Source organism: Erythrobacter alti, assembly GCF_037996805.1.
GTDB classification, from domain to species: domain Bacteria; phylum Pseudomonadota; class Alphaproteobacteria; order Sphingomonadales; family Sphingomonadaceae; genus Alteraurantiacibacter; species Alteraurantiacibacter alti.
The window spans coordinates 267110-291414 of record NZ_JBBNAX010000001.1 but is presented as its reverse complement, the minus strand read 5'-3'; the positions used below and the strand labels follow the sequence as shown (position 1 = coordinate 291414).

25 protein-coding genes are annotated in these 24305 nt (G+C 60.7%); 12 read left to right on the top strand and 13 right to left on the bottom strand.

What is annotated here, in order from left to right:
- Positions 1-63 precede the first annotated feature (63 nt).
- Positions 64-1176 (top strand): dihydropteroate synthase, encoded by a 1113-nt coding sequence (folP, locus tag AAC850_RS01340; RefSeq protein WP_340586702.1) that lies wholly within the window; start codon positions 64-66, stop codon positions 1174-1176.
- Here the strand turns inward: folP and AAC850_RS01335 are convergent.
- Positions 1173-2591: a sigma-54-dependent transcriptional regulator gene (locus AAC850_RS01335; protein WP_340586699.1), complete on the bottom strand. Its 1419-nt coding sequence runs from the start codon at positions 2589-2591 to the stop codon at positions 1173-1175. The two genes, folP and AAC850_RS01335, sit on opposite strands and share 4 nt — an antisense overlap.
- A gap of 355 nt (positions 2592-2946) precedes the next feature.
- Between AAC850_RS01335 and AAC850_RS01330 the strand changes: the two genes are divergently transcribed.
- The 8 genes from AAC850_RS01330 to AAC850_RS01295 all read left to right on the top strand — a co-directional run bounded on the left by AAC850_RS01330 (position 2947) and on the right by AAC850_RS01295 (position 9563).
- Positions 2947-4068: an NAD(P) transhydrogenase subunit alpha gene (locus AAC850_RS01330; protein ID WP_340586698.1), complete on the top strand. Its 1122-nt coding sequence runs from the start codon at positions 2947-2949 to the stop codon at positions 4066-4068.
- Between the two features lie 5 nt (positions 4069-4073).
- Positions 4074-4355 carry an NAD(P) transhydrogenase subunit alpha part 2 gene (locus AAC850_RS01325; protein ID WP_340586696.1) on the top strand — a complete coding sequence of 94 codons (282 nt, stop codon included), beginning with the start codon at positions 4074-4076 and terminating at the stop codon, positions 4353-4355.
- Entirely contained in the window at positions 4356-5810 is a 1455-nt protein-coding gene (locus tag AAC850_RS01320) for an NAD(P)(+) transhydrogenase (Re/Si-specific) subunit beta (RefSeq protein WP_340586695.1), read from the top strand.
- Positions 5811-5878: 68 nt separating this feature from the next.
- The gene (locus AAC850_RS01315) at positions 5879-6571 is read left to right on the top strand and encodes an aspartate/glutamate racemase family protein (RefSeq protein WP_340586693.1); all 693 of its coding nucleotides are present in this window, start codon (positions 5879-5881) and stop codon (positions 6569-6571) included.
- 83 nt (positions 6572-6654) lie between these two features.
- The gene (locus AAC850_RS01310) at positions 6655-7815 is read left to right on the top strand and encodes a deoxyguanosinetriphosphate triphosphohydrolase (protein WP_340586692.1); all 1161 of its coding nucleotides are present in this window, start codon (positions 6655-6657) and stop codon (positions 7813-7815) included.
- The gene (locus AAC850_RS01305) at positions 7808-8509 is read left to right on the top strand and encodes an NAD-dependent epimerase/dehydratase family protein (RefSeq protein ID WP_340586691.1); all 702 of its coding nucleotides are present in this window, start codon (positions 7808-7810) and stop codon (positions 8507-8509) included. Before AAC850_RS01310 ends, AAC850_RS01305 begins: the two co-directional genes overlap by 8 nt.
- Positions 8506-8973 carry an ABA4-like family protein gene (locus AAC850_RS01300; RefSeq protein ID WP_340586689.1) on the top strand — a complete coding sequence of 156 codons (468 nt, stop codon included), beginning with the start codon at positions 8506-8508 and terminating at the stop codon, positions 8971-8973. Before AAC850_RS01305 ends, AAC850_RS01300 begins: the two co-directional genes overlap by 4 nt.
- Complete coding sequence (locus AAC850_RS01295; RefSeq protein ID WP_340586687.1) at positions 8970-9563, top strand: DUF938 domain-containing protein; 594 nt, start codon at positions 8970-8972, stop codon at positions 9561-9563. Before AAC850_RS01300 ends, AAC850_RS01295 begins: the two co-directional genes overlap by 4 nt.
- Before the next feature lie 60 nt (positions 9564-9623).
- On the opposite strand, the gene AAC850_RS01290 is transcribed toward AAC850_RS01295, so the two are convergent.
- Both AAC850_RS01290 and AAC850_RS01285 read right to left on the bottom strand, forming a co-directional pair.
- Positions 9624-9752: an Entericidin EcnA/B family protein gene (locus tag AAC850_RS01290; protein WP_340586686.1), complete on the bottom strand. Its 129-nt coding sequence runs from the start codon at positions 9750-9752 to the stop codon at positions 9624-9626.
- A 74-nt stretch (positions 9753-9826) separates the two neighbouring features.
- The gene (locus tag AAC850_RS01285; protein ID WP_340586684.1) at positions 9827-10753 is read right to left on the bottom strand and encodes a DMT family transporter; all 927 of its coding nucleotides are present in this window, start codon (positions 10751-10753) and stop codon (positions 9827-9829) included.
- 74 nt (positions 10754-10827) lie between these two features.
- Here AAC850_RS01285 and AAC850_RS01280 point away from each other — a divergent pair, with 74 nt between their 5' ends.
- Entirely contained in the window at positions 10828-11058 is a 231-nt protein-coding gene (locus tag AAC850_RS01280) for a hypothetical protein (protein WP_340586683.1), read from the top strand.
- Between the two features lie 32 nt (positions 11059-11090).
- Here AAC850_RS01280 and AAC850_RS01275 read toward each other — a convergent pair whose 3' ends face one another.
- Positions 11091-12623, bottom strand: a complete 1533-nt coding sequence (locus tag AAC850_RS01275) for a TadA family conjugal transfer-associated ATPase (protein ID WP_340586680.1) — start codon at positions 12621-12623, stop codon at positions 11091-11093.
- Positions 12624-12807: 184 nt separating this feature from the next.
- On the opposite strand from AAC850_RS01275, the gene AAC850_RS01270 reads away from it, so the two are divergent.
- Positions 12808-13938, top strand: a complete 1131-nt coding sequence (locus AAC850_RS01270) for a glycosyltransferase (RefSeq protein ID WP_340586677.1) — start codon at positions 12808-12810, stop codon at positions 13936-13938.
- On the opposite strand, the gene AAC850_RS01265 is transcribed toward AAC850_RS01270, so the two are convergent.
- Genes AAC850_RS01265 through AAC850_RS01250 form a run of 4 tightly spaced genes read right to left on the bottom strand, consistent with a single transcriptional unit; the run spans position 13886 to position 18296 of the window.
- Positions 13886-14842, bottom strand: a complete 957-nt coding sequence (locus tag AAC850_RS01265) for a lysylphosphatidylglycerol synthase transmembrane domain-containing protein (RefSeq protein ID WP_340586675.1) — start codon at positions 14840-14842, stop codon at positions 13886-13888. The two genes, AAC850_RS01270 and AAC850_RS01265, sit on opposite strands and share 53 nt — an antisense overlap.
- Positions 14839-15609 (bottom strand): class I SAM-dependent methyltransferase, encoded by a 771-nt coding sequence (locus tag AAC850_RS01260; RefSeq protein ID WP_340586672.1) that lies wholly within the window; start codon positions 15607-15609, stop codon positions 14839-14841. The genes AAC850_RS01265 and AAC850_RS01260 overlap by 4 nt, the downstream gene beginning before the upstream one ends.
- Positions 15610-15612: 3 nt before the next feature.
- Positions 15613-17292, bottom strand: coding sequence for a hypothetical protein (locus AAC850_RS01255; protein ID WP_340586669.1), 1680 nt, complete (start codon positions 17290-17292; stop codon positions 15613-15615).
- The gene (locus AAC850_RS01250; protein WP_340586666.1) at positions 17289-18296 is read right to left on the bottom strand and encodes a glycosyltransferase family 2 protein; all 1008 of its coding nucleotides are present in this window, start codon (positions 18294-18296) and stop codon (positions 17289-17291) included. The genes AAC850_RS01255 and AAC850_RS01250 overlap by 4 nt, the downstream gene beginning before the upstream one ends.
- Positions 18297-18463: 167 nt before the next feature.
- On the opposite strand from AAC850_RS01250, the gene AAC850_RS01245 reads away from it, so the two are divergent.
- Positions 18464-19369, top strand: coding sequence for a DMT family transporter (locus AAC850_RS01245; RefSeq protein WP_340586663.1), 906 nt, complete (start codon positions 18464-18466; stop codon positions 19367-19369).
- On the opposite strand, the gene AAC850_RS01240 is transcribed toward AAC850_RS01245, so the two are convergent.
- From AAC850_RS01240 to AAC850_RS01220, 5 genes are all read right to left on the bottom strand, one after another.
- The gene (locus AAC850_RS01240) at positions 19370-20860 is read right to left on the bottom strand and encodes an ArnT family glycosyltransferase (RefSeq protein WP_340586658.1); all 1491 of its coding nucleotides are present in this window, start codon (positions 20858-20860) and stop codon (positions 19370-19372) included. It lies immediately after the preceding gene.
- A gap of 144 nt (positions 20861-21004) precedes the next feature.
- Positions 21005-21970 (bottom strand): phosphatase PAP2 family protein, encoded by a 966-nt coding sequence (locus AAC850_RS01235; RefSeq protein ID WP_340586655.1) that lies wholly within the window; start codon positions 21968-21970, stop codon positions 21005-21007.
- A 235-nt stretch (positions 21971-22205) separates the two neighbouring features.
- Positions 22206-22463 carry an ATP synthase F1 subunit epsilon gene (locus AAC850_RS01230; RefSeq protein WP_340586653.1) on the bottom strand — a complete coding sequence of 86 codons (258 nt, stop codon included), beginning with the start codon at positions 22461-22463 and terminating at the stop codon, positions 22206-22208.
- Positions 22464-22468: 5 nt separating this feature from the next.
- On the bottom strand, positions 22469-23926 hold the full coding sequence (gene atpD, locus AAC850_RS01225) for a F0F1 ATP synthase subunit beta (protein WP_340586651.1): 1458 nt from the start codon (positions 23924-23926) through the stop codon (positions 22469-22471).
- Between the two features lie 43 nt (positions 23927-23969).
- Positions 23970-24302: a hypothetical protein gene (locus AAC850_RS01220; RefSeq protein ID WP_340586648.1), complete on the bottom strand. Its 333-nt coding sequence runs from the start codon at positions 24300-24302 to the stop codon at positions 23970-23972.
- Positions 24303-24305: the final 3 nt, after the last annotated feature.

Below are 24305 nucleotides of genomic sequence, written 5' to 3'. Positions count from 1 at the left end.
TTTCTCGTCCAGGACACTGCTCCATGTGCTCCAAATTAGCGCCAAGCCATTGAAAGCAAACGCATGACCGATTCGCTCTATATCCAGCCGCTTACCTTCGTTTCGGGACCGCAAGCGGTCGAAGGCGATGCGGTGCGACTGGCTGGCGGCATGGTCTATGCGCGTGAATTCGCAGTGACGCTGCGCCGCGAAGGTGCGGTGGTCAGCCGCGAGATCGTGACCTCGGCAAATATCGAAGATGCCTTTGCGCGATTGCCGGAAGGGCTGGGCACAGAGGCCGAAGCGCAATGGTCGGCGCTGCGTATGTCGCATCCACCTCTGGAGCTTGGCGGGCGCACGATCAGGCTCGACCAGCCACAGGTGGTGGGCATTCTCAATGTCACGCCGGACAGCTTTTCCGATGGCGGCAAGTTCATGGATGACCCCGAGGAAATGCAGGCGCACGCCGCCAAGATGCACGAAGCGGGTGCGGCGATCATCGATATCGGCGGCGAGAGCACACGGCCCGGCGCGAAGGCAGTGTGGGAAGGCGAAGAAAGCGAACGGGTGCGCCCGGCTGTCGAACATTGCGTGGCAATGGGTGCGGCGGTCAGCGTCGATACGCGCCGCCCTGCGGTGATGGAGGCCGCGATGGAGGCGGGCGCGCATATCATCAACGATGTTTCCGCCTTGCGCTACGATCCGCGTAGCCTCGAATTTGCGGCCTCTACCGGCAAGCCCGTCATCCTGATGCACGCGCCGGGAGCGGGCGATGATCTGCACGCCGATGGCAGTTATGATGCCGTTGCTTTCGATGTCTTCGATTTCCTGAAGGAAGCTCGTGACCGGGCGATTGCGGGGGGTATTTCGCAGGAGCGAATAGTGCTCGATCCGGGGCTGGGTTTTGGCAAGTCTCTCGCTGACAATCTGAACATCCTCAACCATCTGCCGATGTATCATGCGCTGGGTTGTCCGCTGCTCCTCGGGGCAAGCCGCAAGCGCATGGTGGGCGCGCTGAGCAATGAAGCGGCGGCGCACCAGCGGCTTGGCGGATCGCTGGCGCTGGCGACTCTGGGCATGAATGCAGGCGTGCAATTGCTGCGCGTCCACGATGTGTTCGAGACGGTGCAGGCGCGTAATGTGTGGCGGGGTCTACGCGATGCGGCGCTGACCGATTTCAGCGGGCTGGAAGGCTAGGCCGCGTTGTCGATGCCTAGGTCTGACAGCTTGCGGTAAAGGGTCGAGCGTCCGATGCCGAGGCGGCGGGCGACTTCGGTCATACGGCCGCGATAGTGACCGATGGCGAGGCGGATGACATCAGCCTCGATCTCTTCAAGCGGGCGCAGATTGCCGTCGCTGGCGTAAAGTTGCACGCCCGAGCTTTCGCGCACCGGCACTTCGGGCGGCTCGAATTCGCCGACTATCTCGCTGAGATGCGGGAAGTCTCCGGCGGTCAGGGCATCACCATCGCAGAAGACCGCGGCGCGAAAGAGGACGTTTTGGAGCTGGCGGACATTGCCCGGCCACTCGAATGCCGAAAGGAGCTGGAGTGCATCGTTCGTGATGCCCAGCGGCCTGAGGCCCGGCTGTTCGCCGATCCGTTCGAGGAAATGGCGGGCGAGGGCAGGCACATCGCCGGCGCGCTCGCGAAGCGGGGGCAGCTCGATCGAAGTTCGCGAGAGGGCTGTCAGCAGGCTTTCGCGGAAATGTCCGGTCGCCACGAGATCGGCGAGCGGCAAATTGCTGGCGGCGATGATGCGCACATCGATCTTGAAGCTGTATTGCGCGCCGATCGGCTTGACCTGCCCGCTCTCGATCACGTCGGCAAGGCGGTCCTGCAGGTCCATCGAAAGGCGGTCGATCTCGTCGAGCACCAGCGTGCCACCATCGCAATGCTGCAAGGCGCCGACCTGCTGTTCGAATGCTCCGGGAAACGCGCCCTTCTCATGTCCGAACAGTACCGATTCAAGGCTGCTCGCCGGGACACCAGCGATGCTCAACATGCGGAAGGCAGTCTTGGCGCGCGGGCTGGCGCCATGCATTGCACGGATCAGCATTTCCTTGCCGGTCCCGCTTTCGCCTTCGATCAGCACATGGCCATGACCGCGCGCTGCCTTCGCCGCCTTGGCCAGGGCATCGCGGAAGGGCGGAGCCGTGCCGACCATCGCATCGAAATCGAGATCGGCATCCATCTTCTCGCTAAGCGGAGTAAGCTCGTCCTGCGAAGTCTCGCGATCGACAGCATTGAGCAGCGCTTGCATCAGCCGGTCGGGAGCCACGGGCTTGACGAGGTAATCGGTCGCACCTGCGCGCATCGCCTCGACGGCGAGTTGCGGGCTGGTGCTGGTGGTAAGCATGAGGATCGGAAGCCCCGGGCGGCGTTCCTTCAGCTCGGCAATCAGCTCGCAGGCGCGGTCACCCGGCACCCATTGGTCGAGCACAATCGCGGAGAGTTGCATCCCCTGGCGCGTGCCCAAGGTTGCAATCGCGGTTTCGGAATCGCTGACAACCAGCGTGCGCCAGCCTTCACGCCCGGCAAGCGCAGAGATGAGCCGGCTTTGCGCCGGTTCGTCATCAATCAGCATCAATAGCCGTTGTTCAGGCTCTGCCATGCACTTACACCAAGCTGGCCCGGGAAATTCCGGGCGGGAAGCACCTTGGGTACCAAGCAGATGTAAAAGGGCGATTAAGCACGGCTTTGCGGGGTGTTAACCCTTTGCCGCGCAGCTTTTGCCGAGAATGCATTGCAATGCGCGTTGAGCGGGGCTTGAGCGTAGCGCAAACGGGCGATAGAGAATTGCGCACATAGATATCGCTAACCGAGGGGTAGAGTTTCCAAAATGGCCAAACCGCACGATATGAAAGCCGCAACTGGCACGTATTCGAGCTTCATCAGCACGTTGAAATGGTCGGTTCCGCTGCTCGCAGTTATCACCTTCATCGTCGTCCTGCTGATTGCCTGAGCGAATGCGCATAGCGGTTCTGAAAGAGCGCGCGGCGGGCGAAAGCCGCGTCGCTGCCACGCCTGAAACTGTCAAGAAGTTCGCCGCTCTCGGCGCTACGCTGGCGGTTGAAGAAGGTGCGGGCGCGGCTGCGTCGATTACCGACGAGGCCTATCGCAAGGCTGGAGCCGAGGTCGGCCCGGCCAGCGCGGTGGTCAAGGATGCGGACATCGTGCTTGGTGTCCAGGCACCCGACGCGGCTGCCTTGCAGGGCGCAAAGCCCGGCGCATGGGTCGCGGCCACGTTTGACCCGTTCGGCAACAAGGACCGTGTCGAAGCCTATGCCAAGGCAGGGCTTGAAGCCTTGTCGATGGAGTTCATGCCCCGCATCACCCGTGCGCAGAGCATGGACGTCCTTTCCAGCCAGTCCAACCTTGCCGGTTACAAGGCAGTTCTCGCTTCGGCAGACACCTATGGTCGCGCATTCCCCATGATGATGACCGCAGCGGGTACCGTGAGTGCTGCCAAGGTCTTCGTGATGGGTGTCGGCGTCGCGGGCCTTCAGGCGATTGCCACAGCCAAGCGGCTTGGCGCGCAGGTTTCGGCAACGGACGTCCGCTCCGCCACCAAGGAACAGATCATGTCGCTCGGCGCGAAGCCTGTCTTCGTGGAAAGCGTCGAGGGTATCGAGGGTGAAGGTTCGGGCGGTTATGCCACCGAAATGAGCGAGGAATACCAGAAGGCGCAGGCCGAGCTGGTATCCAGCCACATCGCCAAGCAGGATATCGTCATCACCACAGCGCTGATCCCCGGTCGCGCAGCTCCGCGCCTGATTTCGGACGCGCAGATTGCGACGATGCGCGAAGGCAGCGTGATTTTCGATCTCGCGGTAGCACAGGGCGGCAATGTCGAAGGCTCGAAGCCGGATGAGACAGTCGTGAAGCACGGCGTGAAAATCATCGGATTTTCGAACACGCCGGCGCATCTGGCAGCAGATACCAGCGCCTTGTTCAGCCGCAATTTGTACAATTTTCTCAACGCTTTCTGGGACAAGGAAGCGGGCAAGCCTTTGCTCGATGAAGAGATCGGCGACGCCGTGCGGCTTACGCAGGGCGGTGAGATCGTGAACGAGAGGCTGAAGGGGTAAGCCAGATGGACTTTATATCAATCCTCTCGATCTTCGTGCTGGCCTGTTTCGTCGGCTATTACGTGGTGTGGTCGGTTACTCCGGCGCTGCACACTCCGCTGATGGCTGTAACCAATGCGATTTCCTCGGTGATTATCGTGGGCGCGCTGATTGCGGCGGCGGAAGCCGGAAGCGACATCGCCAAATGGCTCGGCCTGCTCGGCGTGGTGCTCGCGAGCATCAATATTTTCGGCGGCTTTGCCGTGACCGAGCGCATGCTCGCGATGTACAAGAAGAAGGATAAGTAAATGAGCCTGTCCTTCCTTGCAGCCGGTGCCGAAGGCGGCGCGGTGAACCCTTGGGTTGCGCTGGCCTACCTGATCGCGGGCGTATTCTTCATCCTCGCCCTGCGCGGACTATCCAGCCCGGCCACCAGCCGTGCAGGTAATCGCAACGGCATGATCGGTATGGGCATTGCCGTCATCACCACGCTGGTGACGCATGACATTGCCAACATTGTCGAAATTGCGATTGCCATTTTCCTTGGTGGTATCATCGGGGTAACAGTCGCGCGGCGGATCGCCATGACGGCGATGCCGGAACTGGTCGCTGCGTTTCACTCGCTGGTCGGCCTTGCCGCCGTGCTAGTGGCGGCTGCGGCCTTCCTCAATCCCGATGCATTCGGGCTGCTTGATGCGAGCGGCAACATCACCGCGGTCAGCCGGGTCGAGATGACGCTGGGCGCAGCGATCGGTGCCATCACCTTCTCCGGCTCGGTCATCGCCTTTGCCAAATTGTCAGGCCGGATGAGCGGTTCGCCGATCATGTTGCCCGGGCGTCATGTCATCAATCTGGGCACGCTGCTGGCGATCATTGTCGGTACGGCGCTCTACGCCATGGCTCCCGATGCGGGTGCGGGCGAGGGCTGGCTGTTCTGGGCCATCGTAGCGGCGGCCTTCATCATCGGCTTCCTGCTCATCATCCCCATCGGCGGCGCGGATATGCCCGTCGTGGTATCGATGCTGAACTCCTATTCGGGCTGGGCCGCAGCGGCGATGGGTTTCACGCTGGGAAATACCGCGATGATCATCACCGGTGCGCTTGTCGGCTCGTCGGGTGCGATCCTCAGCTACATCATGTGCCGGGCAATGAACCGCAGCTTCATCAGCGTGATTGCGGGCGGCTTCGGCGCGGATAGCGGCGGTGCAAGCGGCGGGGAAGCTGGCGAACAGCGCCCCTACAAACAGGGTAGCGCAGCCGACGCCGCCTTCATGCTGGAGCAGGCCGAAAAGGTCATCATCATCCCGGGCTACGGCATGGCAGTCGCACAGGCTCAGCACGCCTTGCGCGAAATGGCCGATCTGCTCGAGGAAAAGGGTGTCGAGGTTAAGTACGCCATCCACCCCGTCGCAGGGCGTATGCCGGGCCACATGAACGTGTTGCTCGCCGAAGCCAGCGTCGAATATGACAAGGTCTTCGAACTGGAGGACATCAACAGCGAGTTTGCCCAGGCGGACGTTGCCTTCATCATCGGCGCGAACGACGTGGTGAATCCGGCGGCCAAGACCGACAAGTCCTCACCCATCTACGGTATGCCCGTGTTCGATGTCGACAAGGCCAAGCAGGTTTTCTTCATCAAGCGCAGCATGGGCGGTGTCGGCTATGCCGGCGTGGACAACGATGTCTTCTACATGGACCAGACCATGATGCTTCTGTCAGATGCAAAGAAGATGGTTGAGGAAATCGTCAAGTCACTCGATTAGGAGTGCTGCCACTAATACGATGCCAGATTGCGGGCGCCTGCGCGCTGCAGGGCATATAGGGGAATGATTTGCGCAAGCTGGGCTTGATCGGCGGGATGAGCTGGGTCTCGACCCATCGCTATTACGAACGCATCAACAAACGCGTCCAGCGCGAAGTGGGCGCGCGTGCTTCGGCACCGATGCTGATCGAGAGCCTCGACTTCTCGCAAATCTACCAGTTGCAGAGCGAAGAGGACTGGGAGCGCGGCGCGAAGGTGATCGCGGAGGCGGCGCAGCGTCTGGTCGATGCGGGTGCGGAAATGCTCGTAATCGGTGCCAATTCCATGCACAAGGTCTACCGCGAAGTGCAGGCGCAGGTCGATGTTCCGATCCTGCATATCGCCGAGTGTGTCGGCGAGAAAATGAAAGCGGATGGCATCAAGCGTGCCGCGCTAATGGGCACGCGCAATGTGATGACAGAAGGCTTCTACCGCCGGCGGCTTGTCTCGCACGATGTCGATCTTCTGCCGCCTGAAATGGATCATGTCGAACAGCTCGACCGGATCATTTACGAAGAGCTGATGGTCGGCAAGGCGCGCAAGGAATCCGAGCGAACCTTGCGATCGATGTTCACGCTTTACCAGAACCAGGGAGCGCAGGCTGTCGTCCTGGCCTGCACCGAGCTGGAACTGATTGTCGACATCGATGCCAATGTCGTTCCCATCTATGATTGCATGCGCATCCATGCCGATGCCGCAGCCGATTGGATTATCGGCGGATAATCGGCGGCGAACAGGGCATTTCACGCGGCGTTCTCGCGCTGTTCCCGTTGTCAGGCGGCGGGCGGCGACGTAGCGGTTAACTCATGTCCCGCGCGCCCTTTGCAGCCGACCCCGCCCACAGCCGCGGGCGCGAATTCTCTCCTCCTGGCGACAGCGTGCGCGGACCGCGCAGCGCTTTCCAGCGCGATCGTGACCGAATTATTCACTCGATTGCGTTTCGCAGGCTTGCAGGCAAGACGCAGGTCTTCATCGCGCCCGATGGCGATCATTACCGCGTCCGCCTGACGCATAGCCTCGAAGTCGCCCAGATCGGCCGCGTTATCGCGCGTGTCCTAGATCTCGATGAGGATCTGACCGAGGCGCTGTGCCTGGCGCATGACCTCGGTCATCCGCCGTTCGGCCATTCGGGCGAGGATGCGCTGGATGCTGCCCTGCAGCTGCGCGGCGGTTTCGACCACAACGGCCACACCCTGCGGACGGTGATGCGGATCGACAGCCCCTATTGCGGGATGGAGGGGCTTAACCTGAGTTGGGAAGTGCTTGAAGGCCTGGCCAAGCACAACGGGCCGCTTGCCGATCCGCAGTGGGCGCTGGCGGCGCTCGACGCACAATATCCGCTCGACCTCGATCGCTGGCCCTCGCTCGAAGCGCAGGTTGCCGCGCTGGCGGACGATATTGCCTATGACAATCACGACATTGACGATGGCCTGCGCGCCGGTTTTCTCCAGCTTGATGACCTGCTCACACTCGATTTCATCGCCGACCAATGGCGCGAGGTCGAACGCCGGTTCCCGCACGCCGCGCGCGAGGAAATGCTGCGCGAACTGGTGCGCACGCAGATCGGCGTGATGGTCAATGATGTGCTGGACACGACGCGCGCCAATCTCGTGGGCGTCACCAGCATCGAAGACGTGCGCAGCGCTGGCCGCGCACTGGCGGCTTTCTCGCCCGGCATGGCGAAACAGGAACGCGAGCTGAAACGCTTCATGTATGACAGGCTCTACCATCACGAGGAGCAGTTGCGGACCGCAGGCCTTGCGAAAGATGTCATCGCGCAACTTTATGCCGCCTTCGATCAGGACCCCGGCCTGATGCCGCAGGACTGGTCCGGCCGCTTCCCGGACGGCGAGCCCGAACGTGCGCGGTTTATTGCTGACTTTATCGCCGGGATGACCGATCACTACGCCATCCGCCAATACCAGAAGATCTTCGGATCGGTGCCAGAGGGGCTTTCCAATGTCTGACGATGCGTCTGCGAAACGCCGCGTACTGGTGGTTGGCGCGACCGGCCTGATCGGACGCAGCGTGATTGAACGCACGCCGGGTATGCCCGAGGTGATCTTGCAAGGGCTCGCACGGCGGGAGATGGCTTTCCCTGAAGGTGCGCGCATGGAACTGGTGCTGGCCCAGCCGGAAGACTGGGGCGGCGTAGTAGAGGATCTCGCACCCGACGCGGTGATTTGTGCCCTTGGTACGACCCGCTCCAAGGCAGGAAGCGGGGAAGCGATGCGCGCGGTCGATTACGAGCTGGTGATGCATGTGGCGCGCGCCGCCAAGGAAGCTGGCACGCGCAGTTTCGTCCACATCTCGTCGGTCGGTGCGGACACGGCATCGCGAACGCTCTATTTGCGCACCAAAGGCGAGGTGGAGCGCGACCTCAAGTCGCTCCGCTTTACCCGCCTCGACGTCCTTCGACCCGGACTGCTGCGCGGTTGGCGGCAAAATGACTTGCGCCCTCTGGAAGGGATCGGTCGCGCACTCGCGCCGGTGACAGACCTGTTGCTGCACGGCAATGCCACGAAATACCGCTCCATCTCCGGGCACATTGTCGCCGCAGCAGCGCTTCAGTGCACGGCGGAGAAGGCCGGTGGCCAGTTCGTGCATGAACATGACGCGATCAAGCGCCTCGCCAACCGTTTCGAAGGGGCTCACGAATGAGTTGGGATACAATTTTCGCCATCGCCAACCTGCTGGCTGTGCTCGCATGGCTGGTGCTGATTGTGTTGCCACGAACGCATTTGACCCAGTCGATCGTCATGTATGTGGGAGTAGGCCTTCTGTGTTTGGCCTACACAGTGCTCTTGATCCTCCTGCAATGGGACTTGGTCGACCCCGTGCCACATGGAGAACCGAAATCAGTTTCTTTCACCGATATTTCGGGGGTTCGAGCTATATTTTTGAGTGACGGCGGCGTGACAGTAGGCTGGATCCACTACCTCGCTTTTGACCTGTTTGTTGGAACATGGATTGCGAAGGATGCGGACCACAAGGGCTTTTCGCGCTGGTTGCAGGCTCCGGTCCTGCTTTTGACTGTGGTTGCGGGCCCCGCGGGTTTGCTGTGGTGGCTTGCAATGCGCGAGCGCCGCGCCCGTGCCGCTGCCGGGCCGAGGCGCATCAATTGAAGCGTTATGCACCCGCGACAGAGCGCAACCGCGATCCTATTGCGGCGGTCCTGGCAGAAGAATTGCCCGACGAGGGCATCGTACTCGAAGTGGCTAGTGGCTCGGGCGAACATGCCGTCTATTTCGCGCGACGTTTTCCGTCACTTAGATGGCAACCAAGCGATCCCGATTCGGAGGCGGTCGCATCGATAGCCGCTTGGGCGAGTGAAGCGGAACTGGCCAATCTGGAGCCGCCCCTGCGCCTCGACGCGTCCGCCGGACGCTGGCCAGTGGAATCCGCCGACGCACTGCTATGCGTGAACATGATCCATATCAGCCCGCCTGAAGCGAGCGAGGGCCTGATGACTGGTGGAGGACATATCCTGAAGGATGGGGGGCCCTTGCTGCTCTATGGCCCGTACAAGGAACCGGATGTCGACACTGCACCGTCCAACCTGGCATTCGATGAAAGCCTGAAAGCACGCGATCCGCGCTGGGGCCTGCGCGATACCGAATGGATCGATGCGCTGGCAGCCAAGAATGGATTGGCGCGAACGCGCCGTGTGGCGATGCCTGCCAACAATATCATGCTGGTATACAGACGCACGTGAGGCGTCCGCCGGATTGCTCCGACGGACACCTTGCGACCCTGAAACAGGGTTATTGAATTGTCAGATGGCGCGGTCGCCAGCTTCGCCGACGGATTCAATGTCGTTACCCAGACCCTTTACCGTGTTGCAGGCAGAGGCGGACAGGGCGAGAGCGCCAACCGCGAAAGCTAGAATGATCTTGCGTGCCATTTTCTGGCTCCTTGAAATTGCACCCGCGAGAATTTGAACGGCGGGCCTGTAGGCAAACAATCCTTAAGCGGCCATCAGGTTCCGGGCAATCGTGCCTGTTCGGCAAGCCGTTGCTTGCTCAGTACGTGTTCCCGCCATGTGATGATGATGCCAGCCGCAATCACCAGGGGCGCACCGAACCATGTGTAAATGGTGGGGAGGTTGGAGAAAATCAGCCAACCCAGCAGCGTAGCCCAGATCAGGCTGGAATAATCCATCACGATCACGCTCGAGACCTTGCCGAACCGCAGCGCCATCGTAATCAGCACTTGCCCCCAGGTGCCGGCGAGACCGATCCCCAGCAGGAGCAGCCATTGTCCTGTATTCAACTGATTATGGACGAACGGCAATATCGGCAGCGTGGCAACGACGGTGGCAACGCTGAACCAGAACACGATGGCGAGCGGCTTGTCGGTCCGGGAAAGGTCCCTGATCTGGATCGAGATCAGCGCAATCATGAATGCACCACCAAGTGCGACTGCAGCGCCGAATAGCGGGATATTGCCTCCCCCCGGCTGCGCGATGATTACGACACCGGCAAATCCCGCAAGAACCGCAGACCAGCGCCAGATACCGACAGTTTCACGCAGGATTACAATCGACAGGAGCGTGGCGAACAAGGGGCCAGTGAAACCGAACGTCGTTGCTTCGGCCAGCGGCAACAGGATCACGCCGCCAAAATTGAGGACCATGCCGGCGATGCCATAGCCTGCCCGCATGGCGTGCGCGCGCGGACGCTTGGTGGCGAGTGTGCCAAGCCCGCCGGCAAGCATTGCCCATGCCAGCAGGATCGGGAGCGAGATGAATTGCCGCCAGAACATCAGTTCTGCCAGATGGATACCGCTCTCGGATGCCAGCTTGATACACGCCGCCATGACTGCGAATCCGGCAATCCCGGCAAGCCGCATGACAAGCGCGAGCAGCGGACGGTCGCCGGCGTCATCGGATGCAGTTTGATTCACACGCCACGCCATAGGCTTGCGCGGCTTGCAATCAAGCATTGTCGCAAAGAGCCGGGCTATCCATATGGCGCGCCATGGAGTGGCCCGATTTCATCCTCTTTGCCAGCGATGCGATGCGCTATACCCTCGCGGGTGCGGTGATGCTGGCACTGGCAGCGGTGGCGATGTGGGGCGAAAGGCGACGTGCGCGCAGGAAGCATCCCGATGATGTCGGGATCATGCCGTGGCGCGATATTGGCGTGCTCAGCACATTTGTCGGGCTGGCACTGCTCGCATTCGGCTTCGTGGGATTGATCAGCGGATAGGTTGCCCGGCCTAGCGGTGAACTGCCCTCAAATTACAGGCAGGCTTCCAGATACGCCTGATCGAAGCCGAACTGGCGCGCCTTTTCAAGCGTGTAGGGACGTAGGCCGCTCGAGCGGAATTCGCCGATTATCTTGCCGTCGTCGCCTTCGTCGAGATATTCGAAGTTGAACAACTCCTGCGTCACGATCACATCGCCTTCCATGCCAATCACTTCGGTGACGTTCGTGGTGCGGCGCGAGCCATCGCGAAGGCGCTTCACCTGCACGATCAGATCGACGGATTCGGCGATCTGGCGGCTGATGGCTTCCTTCGGAATCTTGATGTCGCCCATCAGGATCATGTTTTCCATACGACCAAGGCACTCACGCGGAGAGTTGGCGTGAAGCGTACACATGGAGCCATCGTGGCCGGTGTTCATGGCGGCGAGGAGGTCGAAACACTCGGCGCCACGAATTTCGCCCAGGATGATGCGGTCAGGACGCATACGCAGGGCGTTCTTCACAAGGTCGCCAATGGTAATGGCACCCTGGCCTTCAAGGTTCGGCGGACGGGTTTCGAGCGGCAACCAGTGCGGCTGTTGCAAGCGAAGCTCGGCGGCGTCCTCGATGGTCAGCACGCGCTCACCCGGGTCGATCATCTTCGACAGCGAGTTGAGCATGGTAGTCTTACCCGAACCCGTACCGCCGGAAATGACAACGTTCATGCGGCAGGCACCGGCAATCTTGAGTGCGGTACACATCTTCTCGTTCATCGAGCCCCAGTTCTTGAGCATATCAAGCGTGATGGGTTTCTCGGAGAACTTACGAATCGAGATCGCGGTGCCGCGCAGCGACAGCGGCGGCACGATCACGTTGACACGCGAACCGTCCTTGAGACGGGCGTCGGCCAGCGGCGTGGTCTGGTCGACGCGGCGGCCGACCTGGTTCACGATGCGCTGGGCGATCTGGAACAGATGGCCTTCGTCGCGGAACTTGATCGGCGCGATGGTCAGCTTGCCGTTTTTTTCAATGTAGGTCTGGTCGGGGCCATTGACCATGATATCGGTCACGTCCGGGTCGCCGAGCAGTTCTTCCAGCGGACCAAAACCGAGCAATTCGTCGATCAGCACTTTTTCCAGCGCGAATTGTTCGCGGCGGTTGAGCGTGACCTTCAGCTCGGCCAGCACTTCCATGATGATCGGGCGGAATTCTTCGGACAGCTCTTCCTTCGAAAGGGTAGCTGCGGCTTCGGGGTCGACACGTTCGAGCAGGCGCGGGAGTACCTGTTCCTTGATCTTGTGGACGCTGGCTTCGAAGCCGCCGACTTCCTGCTGTTCGTGAACGGCGTTGGCGCGGTCGGCCAGACGGCTCATCGCGTCATCTTGCTGTCCGCCAGCGCCGCCGCCGACGGGCGCGCCCTCCGCGGGGACGGGCGGGAATTGCTCACCACCAGCTGGGGGAGGGGTTTCCTCCTTGGTATTCTTGGGACTGGGCGAACCTCCGCGCATCGGCTTGGCCACGCCAAAGCTGGGGCGCGCGCCCTTGGCCATGCCGCCTGATCCATTCTTTCTTCCGAAAGCGCTCATTCGAAATTCCTCAGTCTGTCCCACAAACCGGCCTTCCAAATGGAAAACCGGCTAATCACGAACCGATGTCGCCGAGTTTGGTAAATATTTCGCAAACCTTTTCGGAATCAGAAGGGAAATCTGTCGACTAAAGCGACGATTATGCGCTTGGCACTGCCTTGCTGCTCCTCCATATCTCGATACCATGAATAAGCGGTTCGTTGCCTGGGGTGCCTATGATGACGGCAAGCCGCGTGTCCGGCTCCTGCTCGAATCCTTGCGAAAGGCAGGGCGCCTGGAAGCAGAGATCCACGTGCCTGTCTGGAGCGATGTTGCGGACAAGTCGGTCGCCGGAAAGCGGCAATTGTTCCGCGCGGCGTTTCGCTATCTGACAGGGATGCCGCGGGCACTTTGGCGGCTGGCGCGATTGCCCGGCGATGCCGGCGTGCTGCTGCCCTATCCCGGCACGCCCGATATTTTCGCAGCGAGCCTGCTCGCACGGATCAACGGCCGCGCTGTGGTGCTCGATGCTTTCCTGCCTATCCACGATACCATCGTTCGCGACCGCAAGTTGGCGAGCGAGCGTGGTTTGGAAGCGCGGTTTCTGCGCCTTTTCGAGAAGGCGGGTTTGATGTGCGCCGACGTTATTCTGGTCGACACCGACGCGCATGGCGATTTCCTGTCGCGCGAATACGCCATACCGGCCGATCGCTTCATTACCGTGCACGTCGGGGCCGAAACCCTGTTCGATCCGCAGCCGGATCTGCCATCAGTCGACCATCTCGTTCCACACCAGGACGGCTCACCGGTCGTATTGTTCTACGGGCAATTTATCCCGCTTCATGGATTGGCCACGATACTGGAAGCTGTGCGCCTGACACAGGATGATCCTATCCACTGGGTGATCATCGGCAAGGGGCAGGAGGAGCCGATCATGCGGCATTTCCTCGCCGAAAAGGGCAGTCGGCGACTTCTGTATCTGCCATGGGTGAAATACGAGCGCCTGCCAGCCATGATTGCCCGTGCCGATCTGTGTCTCGGTATCTTTGGCGGTTCGGACAAGGCTTCTCGCGTCATTCCGAACAAGGTTTTTCAATGCCTTGCCATGGGTAAACCGGTCGTCACGCGCAGCGGTCCGGCGATGAGCCCACTGGCGCAGCAGCACCCGCAGACCATCATCACCGTGCCGCCGGAAGACCCTCAGGCACTGGCCGATGCGGTCAGGAATGCTTTGGGCCGCGCAGATCGGCTGACCGGGCTTCCGGATGCAGCAATGCGCGAACTCAGTCCCGAAGCGGGCGTGGCGCGCCTGCTGGCGAAGTTGGAGAGTGCGTAAAGGCCATCGCGAGGCCTGCGGCGCCCACATCGGCCAAGGTCATCAGCAGGCGTGAGCCGATGGCAATTGTGGCCGCCTCCGCGATGCTCATGGTTTGTGACAGCAGCAATATCAGCGTTGCCTCGCGCGCGCCGACACCTGCCGGAGCGATCATCACCAGGAACCCGGCAATCCACGCTGCCGCAAAGCAGCCAGCGAGGGGTAACATATCGGCGAACGACAATGATTGCCCGAGCGCGCTGGCCAGAAACCACAGATGCAAGCCACCGAACAGCCAGGTCCCAAGGGACACGGTGACCGACAGAGCTAGCCGCTGCCCTTGTGGTGCATTCTCGGTCCGGATGATCCTGGCAATGATGCGGTGAGCAGCCGGATGTAACAGCGCGGCGAGGATCAATGCTGCCGCCAACAGCGCCATTCGTGGCTGCAATCCCAACATCGGTAGTGCTTCCGGCAAGGCAGCCAGCACCACCACGCTCCCTGCAGCCAGGCTTGCTGCGAGCGCGAACGCGAAGCTGGAGACAATTTGCAGACGCGGTAGTCCGGCATCGCGTCCGAGCTCGGCGGCTGCGAAGAATTGCCAGACGCCGCCCGGCAGGTATTTGCCCAGTTGGCCGAGAAAATAGATACGTGATGCCTCGGCCACGGTGATCGACTTGTCGTTGCGGGTCACCAGGAGCCGCCACGCAGCGCAGGATGTCACCGTGAACCCTGCCGCCATTACGCCGGCAAACAGCAGAGGCAGTGGCGAGAGTTCGCCAATCGCGGTGCTCATGGCTTCGCGATCCTGCCAGATATAGGCGCCAAGCGCGATGAGAGCTGCGCCCACGAAGATACCGCGAACAATTGCCACCCATTGCGGCCTTTCGCGAGATTTCCGGTCAGGTGTCGTGAGCGAGGTCATTGTTCGGGCATCGTTGCCGAAGCGATCAGCGCAATTCCGCGTCCGGGAAATAATTTTTGCATCATCGCAAGCGGGAGCGCAATGAGACGCATTGCAGCCGAGGCCATCAGCCCAGAGGGTTGGAGCAGGCGCGCCGATGATGCGGTGCGTGTTGCGTAGTCATCGCTGGCCGATTCTGCGCGCCGCATTCGACGCGCAGCGATCCGGTTGCGGACAGCCTCCAGCACATTGCCCACAGGATAACCGTAAAGCATGACACGCACATCGGTCAGTCCAGCGGCGATGAGGAGTTCGCGCATCTGTTCGACATCATAACGGCGATGGTGGCCGACCATGCGATCCCATTCACCCAGCCTCTTGGAATGGGCAGGAGTACTGATGATGAGGCGTCCGCCAGGGCGCAGGCGCTCTGACCATTGGTACAGCGCAGCCGCGTCATCTTCCAGATGTTCGAGGACCTCGAATGCACAGACCATGTCAAAGCGTGCTGTGTCGGGCAATTCCTCTACAAATTGTCCGGAAATCTCCGCGCAATGTCCGGCAGTGCCGGTGGCGATCTCACGCGAAGTATTGTCCGGCTCAAGCGCCAGATAACGGCGACAACGCGGTGCAATCCTGGCCGCAAAGCCGCCGCGTCCGCAACCGATCTCGAGTACCTCACCCAGCCGCTCGGGCAATCCGGAAGAAACGGCATGCCATCGCATCATCGCGCCGGGAGCGAGCGCGGGCGGTGAGGGGTGATCCTGCTTGGGAATGTGGTGCGCCAATGCTCAGAATCCCGTCCAATAGGGGCGTGCTGGAGCAGAAGCAGCGGGTATCTGGATGTGATCGCCCCACAGCAGGCCGGACCGGGCGATGTCATCACCGATGAGGACGACACTGCCGCGTCCGAGTGTCACGAGTGCGCCATCTCTATAGCTCTGGCCTTCGATTTCGAGGGAACCTTCGACCGTGTAGGTTCCGGGGACGAAGACCGTCCACACACGTGTTTCCCCCGGTTCCAACACCGTTCCAGCCAGATATGCCGGACCCCAGACATGACGATATGTTTCGCGCAATGCAGCAATGTCGGCAGGATGGAACAAGCGGCTTTGTGGGAGATCGTGCATTACGGCGAAGAGAGTGGGATTGGCCGCTTCTTCAATAGTCAGGAGGAGCGGAACCTCGGTTTCGAGCATCGTATCGCGAAACTCCGGCTCGCTGCGCTGGATGTAATTCTCCATCCCCCAATTGGTCATGAAGAAATTGGCCTTGCGATGGTCAGGCAGGAAATCGGGAAAGTCGAAATAGTTCACCGGCTCTGCAAACATATCGCTGATCGTGGCTTGCAGATCGCGTTGGGTGTCCAGGCGGCTCGGTCCATCTCCTGCCCAGGTGACGCTGGCGATTGCAGCGCAGAAAACGGCGAATTTCGCACTGCCATACCGGTCTGCGATCGGCCCGATCCCTGCCGCCAGGGCAACCGCAACGGGCGCAAGCATGAAGGTATAGAAATAGGGGTAGGTGTTTTCGTAAAACAGCACCCACAGGATCGGCGCGGCAAGGCCAGCCAAGACGACGCGCTCTGCGGTCGAAAAGCGCTCGCCACGTGCAATCGCACGAATAGCCAGCGCCAGCGTGAGGAAGAACGGGATGCCTGCCAACACGGCTTGTGCCAGATAGCCCAGCTTGCCTGTCAGCAGGAACCCGAACATCGCACTACTTGAGCGATTGAGCGTAGCGCTATCGCTGGCGGGTTCGACAATGTCGGCGATATGCCAAAGGTAAAGCAGTCCGGCGACCAGCGCGGCAAGCACGGGGGCGGCGGCTAAACGCAGAAGGGTTGCGCGTCCAAACCCGGCATCGGACCAGCGAAGCCAAGTTACACCGGCAAAAGCGGGCAAAAGCAGTACGATTTTGATCGTCACCAGAAAGGCCACGCCCATCAACACGGCAAACGCCGCCAATGCTGCCAAGCTGAGGCGACTGCGTGCGAGTATTGCCAGCGACACCATGCACAGCGCGGCTGCAAGCGGGTCGTAGCGGAACGCGAAGCCGTGCTGCATCACGTAGATGACCGAAGCGTAGGCAAGGGCGCAGCACAGCGCGCGGTCCAGCGTAACAAATCGGCGCGCAATCACGGTGATAGCGGCGCAACTTGCGATCTCGCACAGCCACATTACCAGGCGTCCGCGCACCACCTGATCGACGCACGGCAATTCGAGCAGGGGAAGCCAGGCAAACAGGCGCGCGTGAAAGCTCTGCAACGGGTGGGCAAGCTCGCCGCGCGCCAATTCATGCACCAGCGCGAGGTAGTGGAATTCGTCCCAATTGATCGAGCGGGTAAACACCAGATGCAATTGCAGCGCGAATACTACGACGAGCGCTGCGACTGGCCAGACGATCGAGTTCTGCGCAGGCAGCGCCGCCCTCAAAGGCGCGCTGCGCTCTTCGGCGGCGAGCGTTGTCATGCGGCGGTCCGGCGGGCTTTTTCGCTTTGCTGCGGCCCTGATTGCTGCCGTTGCAGATCGGCGATGCGATCTTCCAGCGCGCGTGTGCGGGCGAGGTTTTCCTCGATCAGCTTGCGGTTCGCAGCGATCAGATCGGCCACCATGCCAAGGATCGCCACCAGCGTTCCGAGCACCAGCAGTGCGCCGCCGATGACCAGCGATTGCACGTGGCCTGCGCCGTCTCCGCTGGCATAGAACCACAGAAATCGCAGGATCGGTAGCAGGCCGATGAAGGCGATAAGCGATCCCGTGCCGACGAATGCGCGCAGCGGCTTGTAAGCGGTAAACGCCCGCGCCATCGTGATCCCCGTCTGCATGATGAAGCGCGGGATGGACTTGAACAGGCGGCTGGGTCGAACAGCGGCATGGGTGCGCACCGGCACCGTCAGTATCGCCATCTTCTTGCGACCTGCCTGGATCAGCATGTCGGTAGTGTAGGAAAATTCGGTGGTGATGTTGATCCGCTGCGCCGCGTCCCGGCTGATTGCGCGGAAACCGCTGACAGCATCGCTCACATGCGTGCCCGCAAGGCTCTGCACCACGCCGCTGCCGACGCGCTGCATCAGGCGCTTGAGCGGCGAGAAATGCGCGTTTTGCGCCACACCCCGATCACCGATCACGATGTCGGCCCGGCCTTCGACGATGGGTGCCACCAGAGCAGCGATGTCCGCGCCCTCATACTGCCCGTCGCCATCTGTGTTCACGACGATATCCGCGCCCTCTGCCAGCGCGCGGTCGATACCGCTGCGGAATGCGGCAGCAAGTCCGCGATTACGGCGATGCGATACTACGTGATGCACGCCCCACTGCTTCGCCACCTGCGCGGTCCCGTCGCAGCTGCCGTCATCGATTACGAGAAACTCTACCGTATCCACGCCCTCCACACGGCGCGGCAGGGCGGCCAGCGTTGCAGGCAGACTTTCGGCCTCGTTCAGGCACGGAATCTGGATGATGAGCTTGGTCATGCATACCCCTGGCTCGGCTCCGGGATGGGAGGCCGATATAGGGACTTGTTAAGCATGAGTGTTTAACGCTCGGTAAAGGTCGGACAAAGCGATTGAACCGGCTGCAACGGCCCCCTAAAGCCGCTCGAACCGAGGCCAAGCGGGCCGCGGCGCAAGGGCACCATTTCATGCAACAATCGGACAGGGCAGGCCTGCTATTCGCGCTGTCCGGATTCTGCCTTCTGTCGGTCGGTGACATTGTCGCCAAGAGCATTGCCGATGAGTGGACACCGACTGCGCTGGCGGCATTCCGCTATTCGCTTGGTGCCATCGGTCTGTCGGCGCTGCTCGTCATGCGCGAAGGCGTGAAGCCCCTGCGCGAGATCCCCCGGCCTGCAATCCAGGCGCTGCGCGGTTTTGGCGTTGGCTTGGCAACAGTGACGTTCTTTGCCAGCGTCTGGCTGATGCCGCTGGCCGATGTCGTGGCGATCACATTCACTCAGCCAATGCTGACCGCTCTGCTCGCCAGTGTCTTCCTTGGCGAACGGCTGCGGTTGACGACCATATTGGCGACCATCGTGGCCTTTATCGGCGTATTGGTGATCCTGCGCCCGAATTTTGCGGAGATTGGCCTTGCAGCCTTGCTGCCGCTGGTCTGCGCATTCGGCATGTCTATCCTCATCATTGCCAACCGTGCTGCGCGTGGCGGTGGTAGCGCGCTCGCGGCGCAGGCCTATGTTGCAGTCGGCGCGGCGGCGTTGCTTGTCCCGACGGCAACGATCGCGCATGCGAGCGGCTATGATGCGGTGCGCTTCTTCTGGCCTGAATGGCATGTGCTGGCGCGCGCTGGTGCCATCGCTGTTATCGCCAGCACCGCGCACTGGCTCATATTCAAAGGCACCCAGCGTGCGGGTGCGGCCACAGTCGCTCCGATGACCTATGGCCAATTACTGATCGCCATCGTGCTCGCTTGGATATCCTTCGACGAAGCGCCTGATCTCATTTCGATGCTGGGAGCAGTGCTGATCGTCGGGTCGGGCCTGTGGTTGTGGCATGATAGCCGGCAACGCTCTGTGCCGGCCGAAAGCGGCTGATCAGTTGCGCCGAATCCATGCCGTGAGCGTGCGGTCGTGCATTTCGACCGACAGGCGCTCTTCGTAATCGGCAGCCAAAGCGGCTTCGACCAGTGCAGTAGCTTGCTCGTTCTGCAGGGTCATCGGACGACTGGCTGTAACAATCGCGCCGGGACGGGTTGCCAGGACTCGGGCAACCTCTCCGGCCTGATCGACGCCGAGCGCGTCGGTTTCGAGCGCATTGTTGAGGTGATCGGGATAGACGAATTTTGTCGGCACGCAGCTGCCGGTCATGCGGTAGAGCGCGGTCGGCCCGTCCCACAACCACAGACAATCGCTGTCAGCACCAACATGCGGAGCAATGGCGGCGGCAAGCTCGTCGGCGGCCTGACGTTCCTCCAACGAATATTCGTACCGGTCAGGCAGGGCGAGCAGGGCTAAGAACCCGGCCGACAGCACCAGCGCCGGAAAGGCGCGCAGTGGCGCACGGCGGTCGAGCAATGGCAACGCCACCAATGCGGCTGGCGCGGCCACGGCGGCGTAGTAGTAAAGATAGACCGTGCCCGGCAGCAGCACCGTCAGCACACTCGCTGCAGCCCAGCCGCAAAAGAACACCCATGTTGCAAACGGTTCGGGTCGCTTCATGCGGAAGGCCGCGTAGAAACCGCCCACAGCCAGCACGGCAAGCGGAGAGACTCCGAGCCAGTGATCGGGAGCCCAGCGGCCTTGCGGCGCGGGCATACGATCGAAGAATGAGAGGACATTGGCGAACAGGAAGGCGTCGAACTCACCGACAGCGGCGTAGAACAGAGCAACCAGCGCGCTCGGCAGGAGGCCAAACGCAACGAAGGCGGAAGCGAGCTTCGCAAGCCGGGGGAGGGTGCTGCCTCGACGATGCTCCACCCACAGCGCGTAGAGCCCGAAGAAGGCGCATTGCGGCAGCACGGTATACTTCACCTGCAACGCCAGCCCGCCAAGCAGCATCGCCCACATTGCGCGGCGGGTGAATCTGGGATGGTCGGGATCGACCAGCAGCGTCGCCATGCCCAGCATCAAGGGCAGGAAGAACACCTCGCTCTGCCCCGAATAGCTGGCGTAGGCGCACAGCAGCATTGTCGAGATAGCGCCCGCCATCATGGCGGAAAACCGACCGACCAGCCGCCGCGCGAGATAATAGGTCAGCACTGCGCCCGCGAGGGCAAAAGCAAACGCCATCAGCTGATAGGCGAGCGGCCCCGGGCCGAGCAGGGCATGGCTCACGGCGTAAATGGCAAACAGTACGAAGGGTTTGCGGTCCCACCAGTCGACGAATGGCAATTCGCCCTCGCTCATGCGCCAGCCTATGAAACTGTACAGCTGTTCGTCGAAATCCGCGACCGGATCGCCAAACCAGATCGCCCGCGTGGCAAGCACCAGCACGGCAAGCAGGGCAAGCGGCAGGGTATCGCTGCGCAACAGCGCCGCGAAACTTGGCCGGTCATGGTCGTGCGGCGTTGCCGCCAAAGTGCTCATCGCGCCCTTTGCCTCCTGTTCGGGTAGCCATGGCGCAAACGTGGTTAAGATATCGCTTCATTCGAGGCCCGGACATCTTTGCGATTAATCCGCTGCCACAATCGATACATCAGCGTTCTTATACTTGTGTCGTAGAATGCCGATTTACAACGGTTCGGATGCTAGACGTGGCCCATCAGGGTTCGAGCGCCGGTTTGCATCGAAACCGAATAGGACTTTCTCGACGCTCCACCAGATCGGCGGCACCAAAATTGTCGAAAGGAGGCCGTCAACTGCGTAATGCCAACCCAAGTGCACTGATCCGATAAGGATTACTATGTGGTAGGCGAGAGCAGTCGCAAACTGCCAACCAAAGCCAAACTTGCGATAGGCTAGAAGGACGATGAACATGGTGAGTGCACAATGGAGGGACGGCATTGCGCTTATGCCCGACCCAATCGACTCGTCACCAACTAAGTCCAACAGATACCCCTGCAAGATTGGGGCAGCGAGGTTCATCTCAGACAACTTAGCGAACAGGGGCGCAAAGCGATCGCTCCCATAGAAGTGCTCATAATAACAGGGTCCTGCCGCGGACATATAGATAGCCAGAACATTTCCGAGCAGCATCCAAATAAGAAAATATGTGAAGCACGATTGGAGCTGAAATTTCTCGTCACGTGAGAATGCAGCGAGAGCAAACGTGACATGGATGACCTTGAACCAAATAAAGTACGCAGAATCGATGAAGGTCGTACCTGCCGGCCCAATGAATTCATGCGTTATTCGCCAAGGATCGACGCCAAAGATGAATCGGTCCCACTCGGCATAAATTGTGTCTGCGTAGTATTGGTTTAATCTTGGAATCGCGACCTTTAACGCGCGATAGGATCGATTTACGATCGCGAAGCAAAGTAATAGGATCGCGGCATTTTGAAACCGTCTTCGATCATCGACTATTTTTGAAATCAGATATTGTATCGGTCGCGCGACGCTATTTCGCGCAGCTTGAATGCTGTGATACAAAACCCAAACAAAGAACGGGAGAACCAGAACGGTAAAAATTTCGATGAACCAAGGCACCGTGAAATAGTCAGCCAGGCGGCGCTCTCCGATTGCTGCAGCAGCCAAGAAGTGCAAAGCGACAACAACAAGTATAACCTTGAGTCTCGAATGCACATCATCCCCCCGAATTGTGCAACAGCATCGATGCCAATCATAGCTATCGAGCTTATCGGATATCAAGGGCCGGTCGAAACCGCAATCGGGAGAGCAAAACTCCGTGTCAATCTGACACGAATGCGATTGCTCGTTAGGATACGAAGTCTTGGCAGGGAGTAGAACTGCCCCCTTGCGAGAATATCCGTCAGCCCTCGACATGCTCCGCAAGGACGGTAAGGCCGTTTTCGCCCACTTCGGCGAAGCCGCCGCGCACTTCGATGCTTTCCGGCTCGCCGCCTTCGGTCTTCCAGACCTGCACCGCGCCGTCGCGAATGGTCGACATGAAGGGCGCATGGCCCTCCAGCACGCCGAACTCGCCCTCCGCACCGGGGACGACCACCATGTGGACGTCTTCCGAGCGGACGAGCTTGGACGGGGTTACGAGTTCGAAGTGAAGTGCCATCTTGCTTAGGCCTCGTCAGCCATCTTCTTGGCTTTTTCGACCACGTCTTCGATGCCGCCGACCATGTAGAAGGCGCTTTCGGGAAGGTGATCGTATTCGCCTTCGACAACAGCCTTGAAGCTCTTCACCGTGTCTTCGAGCTGCACGAAGCAGCCCGGGATGTTGGTGAAGACCTCTGCCACGTGGAACGGCTGGCTGAGGAACTTCTGGATCTTGCGAGCACGGGCAACGGTGAGCTTATCTTCTTCGGAAAGTTCGTCCATGCCGAGGATGGCGATGATATCTTGCAGCGACTTGTACTTCTGCAGCGTTTCCTGAACCTTACGAGCGGTTTCGTAGTGTTCCTGGCCGACAACGCGCGGTTCGAGAACGCGGCTGGTGGAGTCGAGCGGGTCAACCGCCGGGTAGATGCCCAGCTCCGAAATTGCGCGGTTCAGCGTGGTCGTTGCGTCCAAGTGAGCAAACGAGGTGGCTGGCGCAGGGTCGGTCAAGTCATCGGCAGGCACGTAAATGGCCTGCACCGAGGTGATCGAGCCCTTGGTGGTCGAGGTGATGCGTTCCTGAAGGTTACCCATGTCGGTCGACAGGGTCGGCTGGTAGCCCACGGCCGAAGGAATACGGCCGAGCAGTGCCGACACTTCCGAACCCGCTTGCGTGAAGCGGAAGATGTTATCGACGAAGAACAGCACGTCCTGCCCTTCCTGGTCACGGAAATACTCCGCCATGGTCAGGCCGGACAGCGCCACGCGGGCACGGGCGCCGGGAGGTTCGTTCATCTGGCCGAAGACGAGGGCAACCTTCGAACCTTCGGAGATGGCTTCGCCAGCATCGTTCTTGGCGATAACGCCAGCGTCGAGGAACTCGTGGTAGAGATCGTTACCTTCACGGGTACGTTCACCCACACCGGCGAAGACGGACACGCCGCCGTGGCCCTTGGCGATGTTGTTGATCAGTTCCTGGATCAGCACGGTTTTGCCCACGCCGGCACCGCCGAACAGGCCGATCTTGCCGCCCTTTGCGTAAGGTGCGAGCAGGTCGATGACCTTGATGCCGGTGACAAGGATGTCGGCTTCGGTTGACTGATCGACAAAGGCCGGGGCTTCGGCGTGGATCGGGGCGGACATGTCCGAACCGATCGGGCCACGTTCGTCGATCGGCTGACCGGTGACATTCATGATGCGGCCCAGCGTCTTGGGGCCGACGGGCACGCTGATCTGGTTGCCGGTGGAAACGACTTCCTGCCCGCGGGTAAGACCCTCGGTGGCATCCATCGCGATGGTACGCACGGTGTTCTCACCAAGGTGCTGGGCGACTTCGAGGACCAGCGTGTTGTCGCCGTTCTTGGTTTCCAGCGCGGTGAGGATCGGCGGCAGTTCGCCGGGGAAAGCGACGTCGACGACGGCGCCGATGACCTGGCTGATGGTGCCGTTGGTCGTCTGGTTAAGTGCAGGTGCGGTGGCCATGTTGGTTTCCTGTGGCGTCTTAATGAGTTGAAATTCGTGAAATTTACTGGGCGCAGACCGCTTCGGGGTCCTGGATCATCCAGCCGTCGCCAGCTTCGTTGACCGCCAGCGTTGCATCGTTGCGCATATATTCGTCATCGCCGAGCCCGTATTCGCATGCGGCAGTTTCAGCGCCCATTCCGCGGCGGCAAAGCGCAACGTTGACCGCTTCCGCATCGGGGCAGGCTTCGCCAAAAGCAGTGGCAAAGATTTCTTTCGTAGGCGCGGGAAGCCCGACAACCTCGACCGGCGCTACGGTTTCAACCGGTTCGGGTGCCGGCTCTTCACCGCAGGCTGCAAGAGCAAGGATCGGAAGGAGGAAGGTAAGTTTCTTCATGAT